Below are 17472 nucleotides of genomic sequence, written 5' to 3'. Positions count from 1 at the left end.
ACGAAACGATGAACAATAAAGCGGTGCCGGCGCTCGCGGCGCGCGCGTTGAGCGTCGGCTACCGGGATCACCGGGTGCTCGACGGCCTTGATCTGTCGATCGCGGCGGGGCGCGTGAGCGCGCTGTGCGGCCCGAACGGCTGCGGCAAGAGCACGCTGCTGCGCACGCTCGCGGGGCTGCAGCCCGCGCTGTCGGGCACGGTCGAAGTCAACGGCGCGCCGCTCGGTTTGTACCGGCGGCGCGCGCTCGCGCGCACGCTGACGATGCTCGCGCAGTTCAACCAGATTCCCGCGGGGCTCACGGTGCGCGAGCTCGTCGCGTACGGCCGCTACGCGCACGGCGGCTGGCTGCGCGGGCTGTCGCGCGCGGACCGCGACGCGATCGACGAGGCGCTCGCGGCGACGGGCCTCGAGCGCGACGCGGCGCGTGATGTCGCCGCGCTGTCGGGCGGCGAGCGGCAGCGCGCGTGGATCGCGATGGCGCTCGCGCAGCAGGCGCCCATCGTGCTGCTCGACGAGCCGACCACCTATCTCGACATCCATCACCAGCTCGACATCCTGCGCGAGCTGCGGCGGCTCAATCGCGAGCGCGGCCTCACGATCGTCTGGGTGCTGCACGACCTCAACCAGGCGGCCGCGTACAGCGACGAGATCGTGCTGATGCGCGCGGGGCGGATCGTCGCGCAGGGCACGCCCGATGCGATGCTCGAGCCGCATCACCTGCAGGCCGCGTTCGGCGTGACGATGCTCAAGACCGCGCATCCGCTCACGGGCGCGCCGATGTGCGTGCCGGCATACGAGGGCGTGCTCGATGCCGATCCGGCGGACGCGCGCGGCGCGTCATGTGCGTCCGGTACGTCCGACGCGGTATGCGGCGCGTCCGGCGAGCGCCGCGCCGGCGCCCGCACGCAACGGGATCTCGCCGCATGACGACGCTCGCGGTTCGCAAGCGGCTGCGCCGCGCCGCGCGCGCGCCGGACACGCCGCCGGCGTCGCGAGCCTCGCGCTCGCCGGCGTCCGGGCGCGTCGGCGCGATTGCCGGCGCGCTCGTCGCGCTCGTCGTCGTCACGGCCGCGATGCGGCTCGCGCCCGAGCTGCGCGCGTGGCTCGCCGCGCCGGCAGGCAGCGACGCCGCGCAGCTCGCGCACGTCATGCTGTTCGATCTCGCCGCGCCGCGCGCCGCGGCGGCGCTCGTCGCGGGCGGCTGCCTCGCCGTCGCGGGCGCGCTGTTCCAGTCGCTCACGCGCAATCCGCTCGCCGCGCCTGATCTGCTCGGCATCACGGGCGGCGCGCAGCTCGGCCTGATCGCCGCGATGCTCGTGCCGGCGCTCGCCGGTCAGGCGTCGGTGCCGCTGCTGTTCGCCTGCGGGCTCGCCGCGGCCGCCTGCGTGTCGGCCGCCGCGGGCGGCTGGCGCGCGACGCCGCTGCGCCTCATTCTCGCGGGCAGCGTCTGCATGCTGCTGTTCTCGGCGGTCACGACGCTGTTGCTCGCGTTCTTCGAGGAGACGGTGGTCGGCGCATCGCTGTGGGCGAGCGGCAGCCTGTATCAGCCGGGCGCGGCCGGGCTGCGCGACGCGCTGCTGTGGCTCGTCGCGCCGCTCGCCGCGCTGCCGCTCGTGATCCGGCCGCTCGATCCGCTCGCGCTCGGCGACGACGCGGCGGCCGCGGCCGGCGTGCGCGTCGACGCGACGCGGCTCGCGGCCACCGTCGTCGCGGTCGGCTTCGCGAGCGTCGCGGTCAGCATCGCGGGGCCGCTGTCGTACATCGGCCTGATCGCGCCGAACCTGATCCGGCCGATGCGCGGCGCGAGGGCGTCGAGGCTCGGCGCGCTCGTGCCGCTCGCCGCGCTCGCGGGCGGCGCGCTCGTGCTCGTCACCGACAGCGCGGTGCTCGCGCTCGGCCTCGATGCGACGCTGTCGACGGGCGTCGCGATCGCGTTCGTCGGCACGCCGCTGATGCTCGCGATGATCCGGCGCGGCGCGGCGTGGTCGGGCGCGGCGCAGCAGGCGGCGGCGCACGCGCAGCCGGGCATGCGCGGCTGCGCGCGCGTCGTCCGCGCGCTCGCCGCGCTGCCGTGGCCCGCCGTCGCGGCGCTGCTGTTGTCGGCCGCCGCCGTGCTGCTCGCGCTCGGCGTGTCGTTCGGCCCGGTGTGGATCGGCCCCGGACGCTGGCTCGCGGCGCTCGCGCAGCGCGACGACGTCGCGCGGATGGTGCTCGACCTGCGCGCGCCGCGGCTCCTGTGCGCGTTGCTCGCGGGCGCGCTGCTCGGCGCGTCCGGCGTGCTGATGCAGGGCATCGTGCGCAATCCGCTCGCCGGGCCCGAGGTGCTCGGCGTCACGCAGGGCGCGGGGCTCGCGACGCTTGCCACGCTCGTCGCATGGCCGCTCGCCGCGCACGGCGCGCTCGTCGCCGCGTCGCTCGCGGGCGGCGGCGCGACGCTTGCGCTCACGCTCGCGCTCAATCACCGGCATCGCTATGCGCCGCTCGCCGTCGCGCTGACGGGCATCGTGATCGGCACGCTGTGGACGACGCTCGCGCAATGGCTGATCACGCAGGAGAGCGTGCAGCCCGCGCGCTTCGTCGTCTGGCTCGTCGGCGGCACGTACGGGCGCAGTTGGGGCGAGGTCGTCGCGCTGCTGCCGTGGTGCGCGCTCGCGGCGCCGGCGCTCGTGCTGCTCGCGAAGCCGCTCGATCTGCTCGCGCTCGGCGACGATCAGGCGGCCGCGCTCGGCCTGCCGATCGCCGCGCTGCGCCCGCTCGTGCTGACGATCGCGACGCTCGCCGCATGCGCGGCGGTCGCGGCGGTCGGCCCGGTCGGCTTCATCGGGCTGATGGCGCCGCATCTCGCGGCGATGCTCGGCGCGCGCGCGCACGCGACGCGCCTGTGGGTGGCCGCCGCGTGCGGCGCGCTGGTGCTCGCCGCGGCGGACGTCGTCGCGCGCACGCTGCTCGCGCCGCGCGAGATTCCGGCGGGCGTGCTGACCGCGCTGATCGGCGCGCCGTACCTGCTCGCGCTGCTGATCGCCGAAGCGCGGCGCGAGCGGCGCGGCGGCCGATGAGCGCGAGCCTGCGCGCGACGCGCTTTTCGACGTTCGCGCCGGCCGCGATCGCGCATTATCTCGAGCACGTGTGGCTCGGCGCACCCGACGCGCGCGACGAGCCCGCGCTCGCGGCCGACGGCGGCGAGGCGCCGGACCTGATCCCGGCCGCGGCGCTCGCGCTCAGGCGCGATGCGCTCGTCGACGCGATGGCCGCGCTGTACGGCGGCGATCCGTGCACGCATGCGCGCGCGCTCTTGTCGCAATGGAGCAAGCACTACTTCAATCTGGCCGCGTCGGCGGGCTTCGCGGCCGCGCTGCTGCTCGGCCGGCCGCTCGACATGACGCCGTCGCGCATGCGCGTCGCGCTGCGCGCCGGGATGCCGGTCGCGCTGATCTTCGAGGCCGACGCGCTGCGGCCCGCGCAAGCCGAGCCGGCGTCGCGCTATGCGGCACTCGTCGACCATCTGCGGGCGACGATCGATGCGCTCGCCGCGCTCGCGAAGCTGTCGCCGCGCGTGCTGTGGGCGAACGCGGGCAACCTGCTCGACTACCTGTTCGAGCAATGCGCGGATGCGCCGCGCGCGGCGGCCGACGCCGCATGGCTGTTCGGCCCCGTCGACGCGCGCGGCGAAGCGAATCCGCTGCGGCTGCCGGTGCGCCGCGTGAAGCCGTGCTCGGCGCGGCTGCCCGATCCGTTCCGCGCGCGCCGCGTGTGCTGCCTGCGCAATGAAATTCCTGGGGAAGACCAACTGTGTGGAAGCTGTCCGCTATTGTTGACGATGTGCGACGAAGCGCTCGCGAAGCAGGACGCCGCGCATTGACGGCGCGAGTGGGGCAAGGGCGATGCGCGGCGGGGCGACTGTCCGTTGCGCGGGCGATCGTGTCTGCGGCGGCTGCGCAGGTGGCGCTGGCCGCGTGCGTCGCGCACGCGGCGCCGCTCGCGCAGGCGGGCGAGCCGCCCGGCGTCTGCCGGCCGCTCGCCGCCGATCCGACCGTGTCGCAGTTCAGCCGAGGGCTGCCCGCGCGGCCGATGCGCATCGTCGTGCTCGAATTCATGTTCGCCGAGGATCTCGTCGCGCTCGGCATCACGCCGGCCGGCATGGCCGATCCCGCGTACTACCCGGTCTGGATCGGCTACGAGGACGCGCGGCTCGCGCATGTGCAGGACGTCGGCACGCGGCAGGAGCCGAGCCTCGAGGCGATCGCGGCCGCGAAGCCGGACCTGATCCTCGGCGTCGGGCTGCGGCATGCGCCCGTCTTCGGCGCGCTGTCGCGGATCGCGCCAACCGTGCTGTTCAAGTACAGCCCGAACTACGTCGAGGACGGCCGGCAGGTCACGCAGTACGACTGGGCGCGCGCGATCCTGCGCACGATCGGCTGCCTGACGGGGCGCGAGCGCGACGCGCGCGCGGTTCAGGCGCGCGTCGACGCGGGGCTCGCGCGCGACGCGGGGCGGATCGCGGCGGCGGGGCGCGCCGGCGAGCGCGTTGCGTGGCTGCAGGAACTGGGCTTGCCGGATCGCTACTGGGCGTTCACGGGCAACAGCGCGCCGGCGGGCATCGCGCGCGCGCTCGGCCTCGAGCCTTGGCCGGGCGAGCCGACGCGCGAAGGCACCGCATACGTGACGTCGGAGGATCTGCTGAAGCAGCCGGGTCTCGCGGTGCTGTTCGTCAGCGCAACCGGGCCGGGCGTGCCGCTCGACGCGAAGCTCGATTCGAGAATCTGGCGGTTCGTGCCGGCGCGCAAGGCGGGCAGGGTCGCGCTCGTCGAGCGGAACATCTGGGGGTTCGGCGGGCCGATGTCGGCGTTGAGGCTCGCCGACGAGATGACGGAGCGGGTGCTGGCGTTGCCGAAGCCGGGGGCGGACGCGCCGCCGCGGTGACGCAGGCCGGCCGCGCCGCCGCCGATCGCCGCCGATCGCCCTTGGATTGTCCCCCGCGTTCGCCCGATGCGCCGCGCTATCGCTCCCGCGGCATCGTTGCGGGCCGAAGGTACGCGAACATGTGCGAGACGCAGTCCGGCTTGCCCAGTGCGACGCCGTGATTGCGCAGAATCGCATAGGCGGCGATCGCGTGAAAGTAGAACTGCGGCAGCGCCCAATCGCGGACGTATTGCTCGCCCGTCATGCCGAACACCGCGCCGTCGGGCAGTTCGAGCGCGATCGGCCGTTCGGCGCCTTCGTCGAGCGCGTGCGGTGCGAGCGCGCCGAGCGGCGGCGAGCCGTTTCGACAGCAAATCACCCGGTTCGCCGCGCCGATCACGCCGCGCGCCGCGCCATCACCCCTCGGTCCCGTTCGCGAGCGCCGCGCGCCGCGCGCCGTGCGTTTCGCTGACGATCTTCCCGTTATCGAGCTTCAGCACCCGGTCCGCGATCGGGAAGTAGCGGTCGTCGTGGCTGATCACGATCACCGTCTTGCCGCGCGCGCGCAGCTCCGGCAGCAGTTGCTCGTAGAACACCGCCTTGAACGCCGGGTCCTGGTCGGCCGCCCATTCGTCGAACAGATAGAGCGGCCGGTCCTCGAGATACGCGACGACGAGCGCGAGCCGCTTGCGCTGCCCGGTCGACAGCGCGCGCGTCGAGAACGCGCCGTCGACGACCTGCACCTTGTGGTCGAGCGAGAGCTTCGCGACGAGCGCGTTCGCGCGCGCGTCGGCCTGCGCGCGCGCCGCGTCGCTCGGGTCGACGATGCCGAGCAGCGCGTCGAACAGATGGAAATCGTTGAACACCGCCGAGAAGCGCTCGCGGTACGCGGCGCGCTCGGCGAGGCCGACCGGCTTGCCGTCGAGCTCGATCGTGCCGCCTTCGGGCTCGTACAGGCCCGTCAGCACCTTCGCGAGCGTCGTCTTGCCGCTGCCGTTGCCGCCGACGATGAACACGAGCTCGCCCGGCTTGAGCGTCAGGTCGATCGGCCCGACGCGGAACATCCGCTCGTCACGCTCGTGGAAATACGAATGCGTGACGCCGCGCAGCGCGAGCGTGTCGAACGGCACGTGCGACGCGGTCTCGTCGGGCGGCGGCGCGGTGCGCAGCGCGCCGAACTGCGCCATCAGCTTCTCGATCCGTTCGAGCGATACGCGCGCCGCGTTCAGCGTCGGCACGTTGTTGAGCAGGCCGTCGAGCGGCAGCAGCATGAACAGGAACACGACGACGTAGCCGGACGCCGCGGGCCCGTCGCCGCGCACGCCGAGCGCGGGCCAGAACGCCGCGACGCCCAGGAACACATAGAACAGGAACACGATCCAGCCCACGCCGATCGCGTACGCGCTGAACGCGCGGCGGCGATGGTCACGCACCTCGGCGATCGCCGCGCCGAGCTGCCCGTCGACGAACTGGCGCGAGCGCGCCTGATGCAGCTTCAACTCCTTCGCGCCCGAAAAGAGCGCGCCGAGATAGCCGAACAGCCTGTCCTGCGAGCGGCCCGCATCCTCGAGCCAGGCGATCGCGCGCTTGTCGCCCGCGTGATAGCCGAGCGAGCCGACGAGGATCGCCGCGACCGCGAGCAGGCACACGGGCCACGACAGCCACGCCAGATAGCCGAGGCAGCCGAACACGATCGAGCCGTGCATCACGAGATTGGGCAGCGCGAAGAACAGCATCGACACGTTGGTCGCGTCGTCGGTCAGCACCGACTGGACCGGCGCCGCGCCGATCCGCTCGACGTCCTGCAGCTCGGCCGCCGCGACGCGCCGCGCGACGTGCTCGCGCAACTGCGCCATCGTGTCTTGCGACAGCCGCGCGAACAGCACGCCGGTGACGATCCGGGTGACGAGCGCGATCACCGCGCACAGGCCGAAGCGCCATGCGAGCGACGCGTCGGCGGCTTGCGGCTCGGAGAGCGCGCGGCTCAGCGTCGCGACGAGCAGCACGCTCGACGCGCCGTTCATCACGCATGCGGCGAGCGCGATCGCGAACGCGCCGCGGGAGCGCTTGAGCAGCGCGACTATCAGGCGCCGCGCGTGCTTCACGGCGGAGCGGGAATCGGTCGAGGGCGGGGCGTCGAGACGCCCGGTGGCATCGGTCATCGGCGGAGCACGGGTCAGTGAAGGAAACGAATCGGCGCTTCGGCGGCGAAGCGAACGGCAAGGCGCGGGGCGCGCCTCTTCTGTCTGCTAGACGAATGGGCGCGCCGAATCTTTACCCGTGCTTCATTCGCGCGGTGCTTGCGCCGGTGCTTGTGCTTGACCCGCGCCGCGCATCTGCGCGTCGCCGGCGTCGCGCTGCGCTGCGCGACACGCCGTTCGTCGACGAAGGTAAAAACAGCCCGGTAAAAAATTTCGCGCGCGATTCGTCTCACTGTTGAAGCGGCCCGCTTGCGGCCGGCGACTTGAACGAAACGGCCGAGGCGGCCGGAATCAACGGACTTCACGCCCTATGACGAGCTTTCCGACTGCGCTGCATCATCGAATCCACGCGCTCGCGCGACTCGACCCCGACGCGCCCGCGCTCGCGTCGTTCACGCCCGACACCGTGCGCCTGTCGCGCGGCGAACTCGACGACCGCGCCGCGCGCCTGGCCGCGCAACTGCGCGCGGCGGGCGTGGCGGCGGAGGTGCCGGTCGGCGTGTGCGTCGCGCGCGCGTGCGACCTGTTCGTCGCGCTTTTCGCCGTGATGAAGGCGGGCGGCGTGTTCGTCGCGCTCGATCCGCGCCATCCGGCCGCGCGGCTCGACTGGGTCGCGCGCGACGCGGGGCTCGCGCACGGGATCGTCGATGCGTCGGCCGACGCCGCGATGCGCGCGCGCTTCGCGCAGTGCTTCGACGTCGCGAGCGTCGCGGCGGCGGACCCGGCCGCGCCGCGCGAGCACGGCGCGGCGGTGCATCCGCGCGCGGCCGCGTACATGATCTACACGTCCGGCTCGACGGGCACGCCGAAGGCGGTCGTCGTCGAGCACGGCCCGCTCGCCGCGCACGGCGACGCGCTCGCCGAGTCGCTGCCGATCGGGCCCGGCGATCGCGTGCTGCATTTCGCGTCGGTGAACTTCGACGTCGCGATCGAGGCGTGGCTCGTGCCGCTCGCGGTCGGCGGCAGCGTCGTGATCAGCGATCCGCCGCCGTTTCCGCCCGACGCCGCGCATGCGCTGATTTCGCGCGAGCGCGTGACGAACACGACGCTGCCGCCCGCGTACCTGCGCGAGTTCGCGGCCGTGTGCGCGCGCGAAGGCGTGCCGCCGTCGCTGCGCGTGCTGCTGTTCGGCGGCGAGGCGATGTCGCAGGACGCGTTCGACGAGATTCGCCGCGTGCTCCCGGCGATCCGCCTCGTCAACGGCTACGGGCCGACCGAAACCGTGATCTCGCCGATGCTCTGGCCGGTCGATCCGGGCACGGCGCCCGCGCTGGACGACGGCAACGGCTACGCGTCGTTGCCGATCGGCTGGCCGATCGGCTGGCGCGCCGCGCGCGTCGAGCATGCCGACGGCACGGTCGCGCGCGGCGACGCGGGCGAGCTGCTGCTCGGCGGCGCGTGCCTCGCGCGCGGCTATCACGGCCGCCCCGCGCTGACGGCCGAGCGCTTCCTGCCCGATCCGGCGGGCGAGCCCGGCGCGCGGATCTACCGGACGGGCGACCTCGCGCGCGAGCGCGCGGACGGCGCGTTCGACTATCTCGGCCGGATCGACGATCAGGTGCAGGTGCGCGGCGTGCGCGTCGAGCCGGGCGAGATCGCCGCGTGCCTGCTCACGCATCCGGGCGTGCGCGACGCGGGCGTGCTCGCCGAGACGGCGGGCGGGCGCACGCAACTGATCGCATGCGTCGCGCTCGCGGCGGCGCAGCGCGAAACGTCGGCCGGCGATGCGCGTTCCGATGCGCGGCCGGACGACGACGCGCTGCGCGCGCACGTCGCCGCGCATCTGCCGGCCGCGTGGCTGCCGCATCGGTTCGTGCGCTTCGACACGCTGCCGTACACGCTGAACGGCAAGCTCGACCGCGCCGCGCTGCGCGACGCGGTTGCGGCGCAGCCGGCCGGGGCCGCCGCGGACTTCGACGCGCCGCGCACCGACACCGAGCGCCGCGTCGCCGCGCTGTGGCAGCGGTTGCTGCACGACCCGGCGCCGATCGGCCGCGTCGACCGCTTCTTCGTGCGCGGCGGCGATTCGCTCGCCGCGATGCAACTGCAGGCGGCGATCCGGCTCGACTGGCGCGTCAACCTGCGGCTCGACGCGATTTTCGACGACGCGCCGCTCGCCGAGCTCGCCGCGCGCATCGATGCGGCCGAGCGCGAAGAGCAGCGGCCGGCCGCGATCGGGACGCCTGCGACGCGCGCGATCACGGCCGATGCAATCGACGCGGGCAACGTGGACAAGGTGGGCGGAGCGGACGAGGCGGGCGAGGCAATCGAAACGGCCGGCGCGTTCGAGCGTCCCGCCTCGTTCGAGCAGCAGCGCTTCTGGGTGCTCGCGCGCACGCAGGACGCGGGCGCCGCGTATCACGTGTCGTTCCACTGGGACGTCGACGGCGCACTCGACCCCGGCACGCTGCAGCGCGCGCTCGACACGCTGATTGCGCGTCACGAGGCATGGCGCACGACGCTCGTCGAGAACGACGACGGCGTCGTCGTGCAGCGCATTCACGCGGCGCTGCCGGTGCGGATCGCGGCCGTCGACCTGCGCGGCGAGGCCGGCGGGTCGCGCGCCGCGCGCCTGGCCGAGTTGACCGAGCGCCACGCGAGCGCGCCATTCGACCTGTCCGACGGCCCGCTCGTGCGCGCGCTGCTCGTCACGCTCGCCGACGGCGCGCAGCGCTTCCTGCTGACGACGCACCACGCGGTCAGCGACGGCTGGAGTTCGCGCTGTGCGTTCGCCGAGCTGACGGCCGCGTACGCGGCGCTCGCCGAGGGCCGGGCGCCCGAGCTGCCGGCGCTGCCGATCCAGTACGCCGACTACGCGCAATGGCAGCGCGACGCGCTCGACGCGAACGAGACGGCGCGCCAGCTCGCGTACTGGCGCGCCGCGCTCGCGAACGCGCCCGGGCCGCTCGCGCTGCCGCTCGACCGGCCGCGCGCGGCCGAGCGGGACTATCGCGGCGGCCGGCTCGCGCGGCGTCTTTCGCCTGCCGCGTCGGACGCGGTGCGCGATGCCGCGCGGCGGCTGCATGCGTCGCCGTTCACCGTGCTGCTCGCCGCGTTCGACGCGTGGCTCTTTCGCCTGACGGGCGAGCGCGATCTCGCCGTCGCCGCGCCGATCGCGCAGCGCGCGCGGCCGGAAACCGCGCCGCTCGTCGGCCTGTTCCTCAACACGCTCGCGCTGCGCGCGCGCGTGTCGCCCGCGCAGTCGTTCGAATCGCTCGTCGCTTCGGTGCGCGACGCCGCGTTCGGCGCGTTCGCGCATCAGGACGTGCCGTTCGACAAGGTGGTCGACGCGGTGAAGCCGCCCGTGCGGCGCGGCGACGAGTGGCTGCGCGTGAAGTTCGCGCAGCAGTTCGATCTGGCGCTCTCGGCGACGCTGCCGGGCGCGACCGTGCGGATGGCGCCGGGGCTCGATCCGGCCGCGCGCTTCGATTACGCGCTCGATTTCACCGACGATGCGCGCGGCATCGAATTCGTCGCCGCGTATGCACAGGACGGGATCGACGAGGCGACCGCGCAGGCGTGGCTCGACAGCTTCGCGGCGCTCGTCGAGGACGCGGTGCGCGATCCGCGCCGCACGATCGCCGAGCTCGCGGTCGCGCAGGGCGGCGCGCCGCGCGCGCTGCTCGCGGGCCGGCCGCTCGCGACCGCGCCCGACGTGCTGGCGCTCTTCGCGCGCGAGGCGGCCGAGCATCCGCATCGGATCGCGCTCGCGGACGCCGACACGCAGCTCACGTTCGCCGAGCTCGACGACGCGTCGAACCGCGTCGCGCTCGCGCTGCGGCGCGACGGCGCGCGCGTGAAAGCGTCCGGCGTGGCGACGCCCGGCATGGAGACGCCCGTCGCGATCTGCATCGAGCGTTCGGCGCGCTTCGTCGTCGCGTTCGTCGGCGTGCTGAAGTCGGGCGCGTATGCGGTGCCGCTCGATCCGGCGTCGCCGCGCGAGCGGATCGCCGCGGCGCTCGCCGCGTGCGGCGCGCGCCGGATGCTCGCGGCGGGCGATCCCGGCGCGCTCGGCGATTTCGACGGCGTGGCCGTGCAGGACGTCGACGCCTGCGCGCACGACGCGTCGCTCGCGCACGCCGCCGCGCCACGCGTGCCGCCGCAGCCCGAGCAGGCCGCGTATCTGATTTTCACGTCGGGCTCGACGGGTGCGCCGAAGGGCGTCGTCGTGTCGCACCGCTCGCTCGCCGATTACGTCGCCGGGATGCTCGACGAGCTCGCGTTCGCGCCGGACGCATCGATGGCGATGGTGTCGACGGTCGCAGCCGACCTCGGCCACACGACGCTGTTCGGCGCGCTGTGCTCGGGCCGCACGCTGCATCTGCTGCCCGCGCACGCGGCGTTCGATCCGGACCGCTTTGCGCAAGAAATGGCGGCGCGCGAGGTCGGCGTGCTGAAGATCGTGCCGAGCCATCTGCACGCGCTGCTCGACGCGCAGCGCGCGGCCGACGTGCTGCCCGCGCACGCGCTCGTCACGGGCGGCGAGGCGCTGCCGTGGTCGCTCGTCGAGCGGATCGCCGCGCTCAAGCCCGGCTGCCGCGTGATCAATCACTACGGGCCGACCGAGGCGACCGTCGGCGCGCTCGTGTGCGACACGTCCGCGCCCGCGCAGGCCGACTTGCGCGCGGGTGTGACGAGCGCGAGCGAAGCGGGCGGCGCGCCGGCGCGCGGCGTGCCGCTCGGCCGCCCGCTGCCGAACGCGCACGCGTGCGTGCTCGACGCGTACGGCGCGAGCGTGCCCGTCGGCGCGATCGGCGAGCTGTATCTGGGCGGGCCGGGCGTCGCGCGCGGCTACCTGGGCCGCGCGGCGGCGACCGCCGAGCGTTTCGTCCCGCATCCGCACGAGGCGCGCGCGCGCGTCTACCGGACGGGCGACCGCGTGCGGCTGCGCGCGGACGGCCGGCTCGATTTCCTCGGCCGACTCGACGATCAGGTGAAGATCCGCGGCTACCGCGTCGAGCCGGGCGAGGTGAGCGCCGCGCTGCGCGCGCTGCCGGGTGTCGCGCAAGGAGAGACGCTCGCGGTCGGGCACGAAGGACGGCTGCGCCTCGTCGCGTTCGCGACGCCCGCTGCCGGCGCGCGGATGTCGGGCGACGCGCTGCGCGATGCGCTCGCCGCGCGCCTGCCCGACTACATGGTGCCCGCCGCGCTCGTCGTGCTCGATGCGCTGCCCGTGACCGCGAACGGCAAGATCGATCGCGCGGCGCTGCGCGCGCTCGCCGAGACACCCGCGCCCGCGCCCGCCGCCGACGAGGACGCGCCGCAAGGCCCCGTCGAAGAGACGCTCGCGGCCGTCTGGCGCGACGTGCTGAAGGCGACGCGCATCGGCCGTCACGACAACTTCTTCGAGCTAGGCGGCGATTCGATCCTCGTGTTGCAGGTGATCGCGCGCTCGCGCAAGCGCGGCGTCAGGTTCACGCCGAAGCAGTTGTTCGACGGCCCGACGCTCGCCGAGCTCGCGCGCGTCGCGGCGGCGATCGAGGCCGCGGCGCCGAGGGAGGGCGCGGCCGCCGCCGCTGCGCGACCGGCGTCAGCCGCGCGACCGGACGAAGCGCGGCTCACGCCCGCGCAGCGGCGTTTCTTCGATCTTGACATCCCGCGCCGCGGCCACTGGAACCAGTCGATCGAGCTCGACGTTTCCGGCGTGTTCGATTTCGACGCATTCGCGCGCGCGTTCGACGCGCTGCTGACCCACCACCCCGTGTTCCGCGAGCGCTTCGCGCAAACGGGGGAAAACGGCGCATGGCAGATGTGCGCCGCGCCGCGCGCGTTCGACACGCTGCCGCTCGCGGCCGCCGCCGTGCGCGACGAGGCGGATGCGCTCGCGCAGTTCGACGCGCTGCAAGCCGCGCTCGACCTGACGCGCGGCCCGCTCGCGTGCGCGTTCGCGGCGGCGCTGCCGGCGGGCGCGACGAAGCTCTATCTGGCGATTCATCACGCGATCGTCGACGGCGTGTCATGGCGCGTGCTGCTCGACGATCTCGACGCCGCGTATCGCGCCGCGTGCGAGCGCCGCGCGGTGCGGCTCGGGCCGACGGGCGCGAGCGCGTCCGAATGGGCGGCACGTCTTGCGCGCGCGGCCCGCGATCCGGCCGGGCCATTCGCGGGCGAGCTGCCGTACTGGGCCGCGCTCGCCGCGCCGCACGACGATCTGCGGCTCGACCGTCCCGACGCGGCGGCGATCAACGCGGACGCCGACGTCGTGATCCAGACGCTCGACGCGTCGCTCACGCGCGACGTGCTGACCGACGCGAACGCCGCGTACCGCACGCACGCGGTCGAGCTGCTGATCGCGGCGCTCGTCGCCGCGCTCGGCCGCCACACGGGCGCGGCGGCGTGCCGGCTCGAGCTCGAGGGGCATGGCCGCGAGGCGCTCTTCGACGACATCGACGCGAGCCGCACGCTCGGCTGGCTGACGAGTCACTATCCGGTCGCGTTCGCGGTGGAGCCGACGCCCGCAGCGACACTCGCCGGCGTGAAGGACGCGCTGCGCGCGGTGCCGAACAAGGGGCTCGGCTTCGGCGTGCTGCGCCATGACGGCGACGACGCGACGCGCGCCGCGCTCGCGCAGGTCGCGCGTCCGCGCGTGACGTTCAACTACCTTGGCCAGTTCGATGCGCCGCGCGACGCCGCGCTCGTGCCGCGTTTCGGCGGCGCGGGCCGCGAGCGCGACCCGGCGGGGCCGCTCGGCAACGCGCTCGCGATTCACGTGTATGTCGACGAGAACGACGGCCGCGCGCTGAAAGTGCACTGGGTGTACGGCGCGACGCAGTTCGACCGCGCGACGATCGACGCGCTCGCCGCGCAGTTCGACGCCGCGCTGCGCACGCTCGCCGCCGCGTGCCGCGCGCGCGTAGCCGAGCGCGGCGCGGGCGCGACGCCCGGCGACTATCCGCTCGCGCGCGCGGCCGGCCTCACGCAGGCGGCGCTCGATCGGCTGCCGTTCGACGCGCGCGCGATCGACGACATTTATCCGCTGTCGCCGATGCAGCAGGGCATCCTGTTCCATTCGCTGTTCGCGCCGGAGCGCGCGACGTACGTGAACCAACTCGTCGCGACGCTCGTCGAGCCCGACGTCGAGCGGCTGCGCGCCGCGTTCGACGCGGCTGTCCCGCGCCACGACATCCTGCGCACCGGCTTCGCCGCGCACGAGGCGGCGCCGATGCAGATCGTCCACCGCCATGCGCGGATGCCGGTCGAGATCATCGACTGGCGCGGCGCGCACGCGTCGGCCGGGGAGCGCGACGCGGCGCTCGATGCGTGGCTCGCCGGCGACCGCGCGCGCGGCTTCGATCTCACAGCGCCGCCGCTGATGCGCGTGACGCTGATCCGCACGGGCGAGACCGACTGGCGGCTCGTCTGGACCCGTCACCATCTGCTGCTCGACGGCTGGAGCACCGCGCGCCTCTTCGCGGACGTGCTGCGCGACTACATCGAGCCGCCGCGCGCGAATCCGTTCGCCGCGCCGGCGCGCACGCGCTACCGCGATTTCATCGCGTGGCTCGCGCGGCGCGATGCCGACGCGGACCGCGCGTTCTGGCTCGAACGCGTCGCGCGGCTCGACGAGCCGACGCGCGTCGCCGAGCGCGAGCACGGCGCGATCGGCGCATCCGTCGCGGCACCGGACAGCGTACCGGGAGAAGTACCGGGAGAAGTACCGGGCGACGCATCGAGCGACGCATCGGACGACAGCGCGGCCGCGCGCGAGACGGCCGGCCGCGCGAACTGGCGCGCGACGCTGCCCGCCGCGGACACCGCGCGCCTCGCCGAGGCGGCGCGCCGGATGAAAGTGACCGTCAACACGATCGTGCAGGGCGCGTGGGCGCTTGCGCTGCAGCGAATGACGCATCGCACGGCGGTCGCATTCGGCGCGACGGTCGCGGGGCGCCCGGACGCGCTGCCCGACGTCGACACGGTGCTCGGTCTCTTCATCAATACGCTGCCGGTGATCGCCGCGCCGCTGCCGCAGCTCGCCGCGCGCGACTGGCTCGCGAGCCTGCAGCGCGACAACGCGGCGGCGCTCGAGCACGCGCACACGCCGCTCTACGAGATCCAGCAGTGGGCGGGCCTGGGCGGTGCGCTGTTCGACACGCTCGTCGTGTTCGAGAACTATCCGGTCGACGAAGCGTGGCAGGGGCGCGATGCGCGCGCGCTGCAAAAGCGCGACCTGCGCAACATCGAGGCGACCGATTTCGCGGTGACGCTCGTGATCGAAGCGGGCGACACGCTCGCGATCGACTACGGCTACGATCCCGCGCGAATCGGGCAGGCGCGCGTCGAGGCGCTGCACCGCGCGTTCGCCGCGTGCATCGCGGGCCTCGTCGGCGATCCCGACGCGCCGCTCGGCGCGATCTCGTGCGCGGGCGCCGACGATCTCGCGCTGATCGCGCGCAGCAACGCGACCGATGTCGACTGGCCCGCCGCGCAGCGCGCACCGCTTTTCGCGCAATTCGAGGCGGCCGCGCGCGCGCGGCCCGACGCGATCGCGCTTGAAATTGCCGATGCCGCCGGCGGCGGCACGGTCGCGCAGATGCGCTACGGCGAACTCGATGCGAAGGCCGGGCGCGTCGCGGCGGCGCTCGTCGCGTGCGGCGTGCGGCCCGATTCGGTCGTCGCGCTGTGCGTCGAGCGCTCGTTCGACATGGTCGTCGCGCTCGTCGGCGCGATGAAGGCGCGCGCCGCGTATCTGCCCGTCGATCCCGACTATCCGGCCGAGCGGGTCGCGTACCTGCTCGGCGACGCGAAGCCGCCCGTCGTGATCACGCAGGCGCATCTGCGCGCGCGCGTCGGCGCGGCGCTGGCGGGCGCGGATGCCGTCGTCGTCACCGTCGACGAATTGCTCGAACGCGCGCCGGCCGCTCGTCCGGGCAAAATCGCAACCGCAACCGCAACCGCAACCGAAAACGGAGCCGACCGCATCGCGGCGGCGGCCGACGTCGCGCCGGACCAGCTCGCGTACCTGATCTACACGTCCGGCTCGACCGGCCAGCCGAAGGGCGCGGGCAACACGCACGGCGCGCTCGCGAACCGGATCGCGTGGATGCAGCGCGCGTACCGCCTCACGCCCGGCGACGTCGTGCTGCACAAGACGCCGTTCGGCTTCGACGTGTCGGTGTGGGAGTTCGTGTGGCCGCTCGCCGTCGGCGCGACGCTCGCGATCGCGGCGCCCGGCGATCACCGCGATCCGGCGCGCCTCGTCGCCGCGATCGACGCGCATCGCGTGACGACGCTGCACTTCGTGCCGTCGATGCTCGCCGCGTTCGTCGCGTATCTCGACGATTTCGGCGCGGCTGCGCGCTGCGCGAGCGTGCGCACGATCGTCGCGAGCGGCGAGGCGCTCGCGCCCGAGCTGGTCGCGCGCGTGGCCGCGCTGCTGCCGCACGCGCGGTTCGACAACCTGTACGGCCCGACCGAGGCGGCGATCGACGTGTCGCACTGGCGCTGCACGGCCGACGACGCCGCGGCCGCCGCGGTGCCGATCGGCCGGCCGATCGCGAACGTGCGGTTGCACGTGCTCGACGCCGCGCTGCACGCGGTGCCCGTCGGCGCGACGGGCGAGCTGTATCTCGGCGGCGCCGGGCTCGCGCGCGGCTACCTCGGCCGCGCGGCGCTGACGGCCGAGCGCTTCGTGCCCGATCCGTTCGCACCCGGCGCGCGCCTGTACCGCACGGGCGACCTCGCGCGGCGGCGCGCCGACGGCGCGCTCGACTATCTCGGCCGGATCGACACGCAGGTGAAGCTGCGCGGCCAGCGCATCGAGCTGGGCGAGATCGAGGCGCTGCTGCGCGCGGCGCACGGCGTGCGCGACGCGGTCGTGATCGTGCGGGACGAGCGGCTCGTCGGCTACGTCGCGTGCGCGGCGCCCGCCGAATTTGACGCGGCCGCGCAGATCGAGCGGCTGCGCGCGCAACTGCCCGCGTACATGGTGCCCGCGCAGCTCGTCGCGCTCGAGGCGCTGCCCGTCACGCCGAACGGCAAGTGTGACCGCCGCGCGCTGCCGGCGCCCGTGTTCGACGCGCGCGTCATCGACGCGCCGCGAACCGACACCGAGCGCGCGCTCGCGGCGATCTGGCAGCGCGTGCTGAAGCTGCCCGACATCGGCCGCGACGACGATTTCTTCACGCTCGGCGGCCATTCGCTGCTCGCCGCGCAGGCGAACGCGCAGGCGAATCTGCAGTGGTCGCTCACGCTGCCGCTGCGCACGATCTTCGACGAACGCACGCTCGCGCGCTGCGCGGCGGCGATCGACCGCGCGCACGAAGCCGGCCGCGACCACGACGCCGCGAGCGCGATCGACGCGCTGCTCGGCGAGTTCGAAGCCCAGTAAGGCGCCCAATCAAGAGCACAGGAACCCGCATGAAGGAGCCCGC

7 protein-coding genes and 1 pseudogene are annotated in these 17472 nt (G+C 74.3%); 5 read left to right on the top strand and 3 right to left on the bottom strand.

Annotated elements, in window-relative coordinates:
* The first annotated feature begins 8 nt into the window (after positions 1-8).
* Genes WT16_RS09125 through WT16_RS09110 form a run of 4 tightly spaced genes read left to right on the top strand, consistent with a single transcriptional unit; the run spans position 9 to position 4922 of the window.
* Entirely contained in the window at positions 9-929 is a 921-nt protein-coding gene (locus WT16_RS09125; protein WP_063533184.1) for an ABC transporter ATP-binding protein, read from the top strand.
* A complete protein-coding gene (fhuB, locus tag WT16_RS09120) occupies positions 926-3058 on the top strand; it encodes a Fe(3+)-hydroxamate ABC transporter permease FhuB (protein WP_063533183.1) in 2133 nt (710 codons plus the stop codon). The genes WT16_RS09125 and fhuB overlap by 4 nt, the downstream gene beginning before the upstream one ends.
* Complete coding sequence (gene fhuF, locus WT16_RS09115; RefSeq protein ID WP_063533182.1) at positions 3055-3861, top strand: siderophore-iron reductase FhuF; 807 nt, start codon at positions 3055-3057, stop codon at positions 3859-3861. Before fhuB ends, fhuF begins: the two co-directional genes overlap by 4 nt.
* On the top strand, positions 3858-4922 hold the full coding sequence (locus WT16_RS09110; protein WP_309294828.1) for an iron-siderophore ABC transporter substrate-binding protein: 1065 nt from the start codon (positions 3858-3860) through the stop codon (positions 4920-4922). Before fhuF ends, WT16_RS09110 begins: the two co-directional genes overlap by 4 nt.
* A gap of 76 nt (positions 4923-4998) precedes the next feature.
* On the opposite strand, the pseudogene WT16_RS09105 reads toward WT16_RS09110, so the two are convergent.
* The 3 genes and pseudogenes from WT16_RS09105 to WT16_RS33595 all read right to left on the bottom strand — a co-directional run.
* Positions 4999-5241, bottom strand: a pseudogene (locus WT16_RS09105) (DUF1993 family protein); the annotation flags it as partial.
* Between the two features lie 76 nt (positions 5242-5317).
* The gene (locus WT16_RS09100; protein ID WP_015600484.1) at positions 5318-7006 is read right to left on the bottom strand and encodes a cyclic peptide export ABC transporter; all 1689 of its coding nucleotides are present in this window, start codon (positions 7004-7006) and stop codon (positions 5318-5320) included.
* Positions 7007-7077: 71 nt separating this feature from the next.
* Positions 7078-7407, bottom strand: a complete 330-nt coding sequence (locus WT16_RS33595) for a hypothetical protein (protein ID WP_138110448.1) — start codon at positions 7405-7407, stop codon at positions 7078-7080.
* A gap of 5 nt (positions 7408-7412) precedes the next feature.
* Between WT16_RS33595 and WT16_RS09095 the strand changes: the two genes are divergently transcribed.
* A complete protein-coding gene (locus WT16_RS09095) occupies positions 7413-17429 on the top strand; it encodes a non-ribosomal peptide synthetase (RefSeq protein WP_063533181.1) in 10017 nt (3338 codons plus the stop codon).
* Positions 17430-17472 lie beyond the last annotated feature (43 nt).

The organism is Burkholderia sp. MSMB1589WGS, assembly GCF_001636105.1.
Taxonomy (GTDB): Bacteria; Pseudomonadota; Gammaproteobacteria; order Burkholderiales; family Burkholderiaceae; genus Burkholderia; species Burkholderia humptydooensis.
This window is presented reverse-complemented; position numbering and strand designations above follow the sequence as displayed.

What these genes read in the sequence shown, in the direction of transcription:
- fhuB (WP_063533183.1), top strand. Translation starts at nt 926, where the DNA reads ATGACGACGCTCGCGGTTCGCAAGCGGCTGCGCCGCGCCGCGCGCGCG.
- WT16_RS09095 (WP_063533181.1), top strand. Translation starts at nt 7,413, where the DNA reads ATGACGAGCTTTCCGACTGCGCTGCATCATCGAATCCACGCGCTCGCG.
- WT16_RS09125 (WP_063533184.1), top strand. Translation starts at nt 9, where the DNA reads ATGAACAATAAAGCGGTGCCGGCGCTCGCGGCGCGCGCGTTGAGCGTC.
- fhuF (WP_063533182.1), top strand. Translation starts at nt 3,055, where the DNA reads ATGAGCGCGAGCCTGCGCGCGACGCGCTTTTCGACGTTCGCGCCGGCC.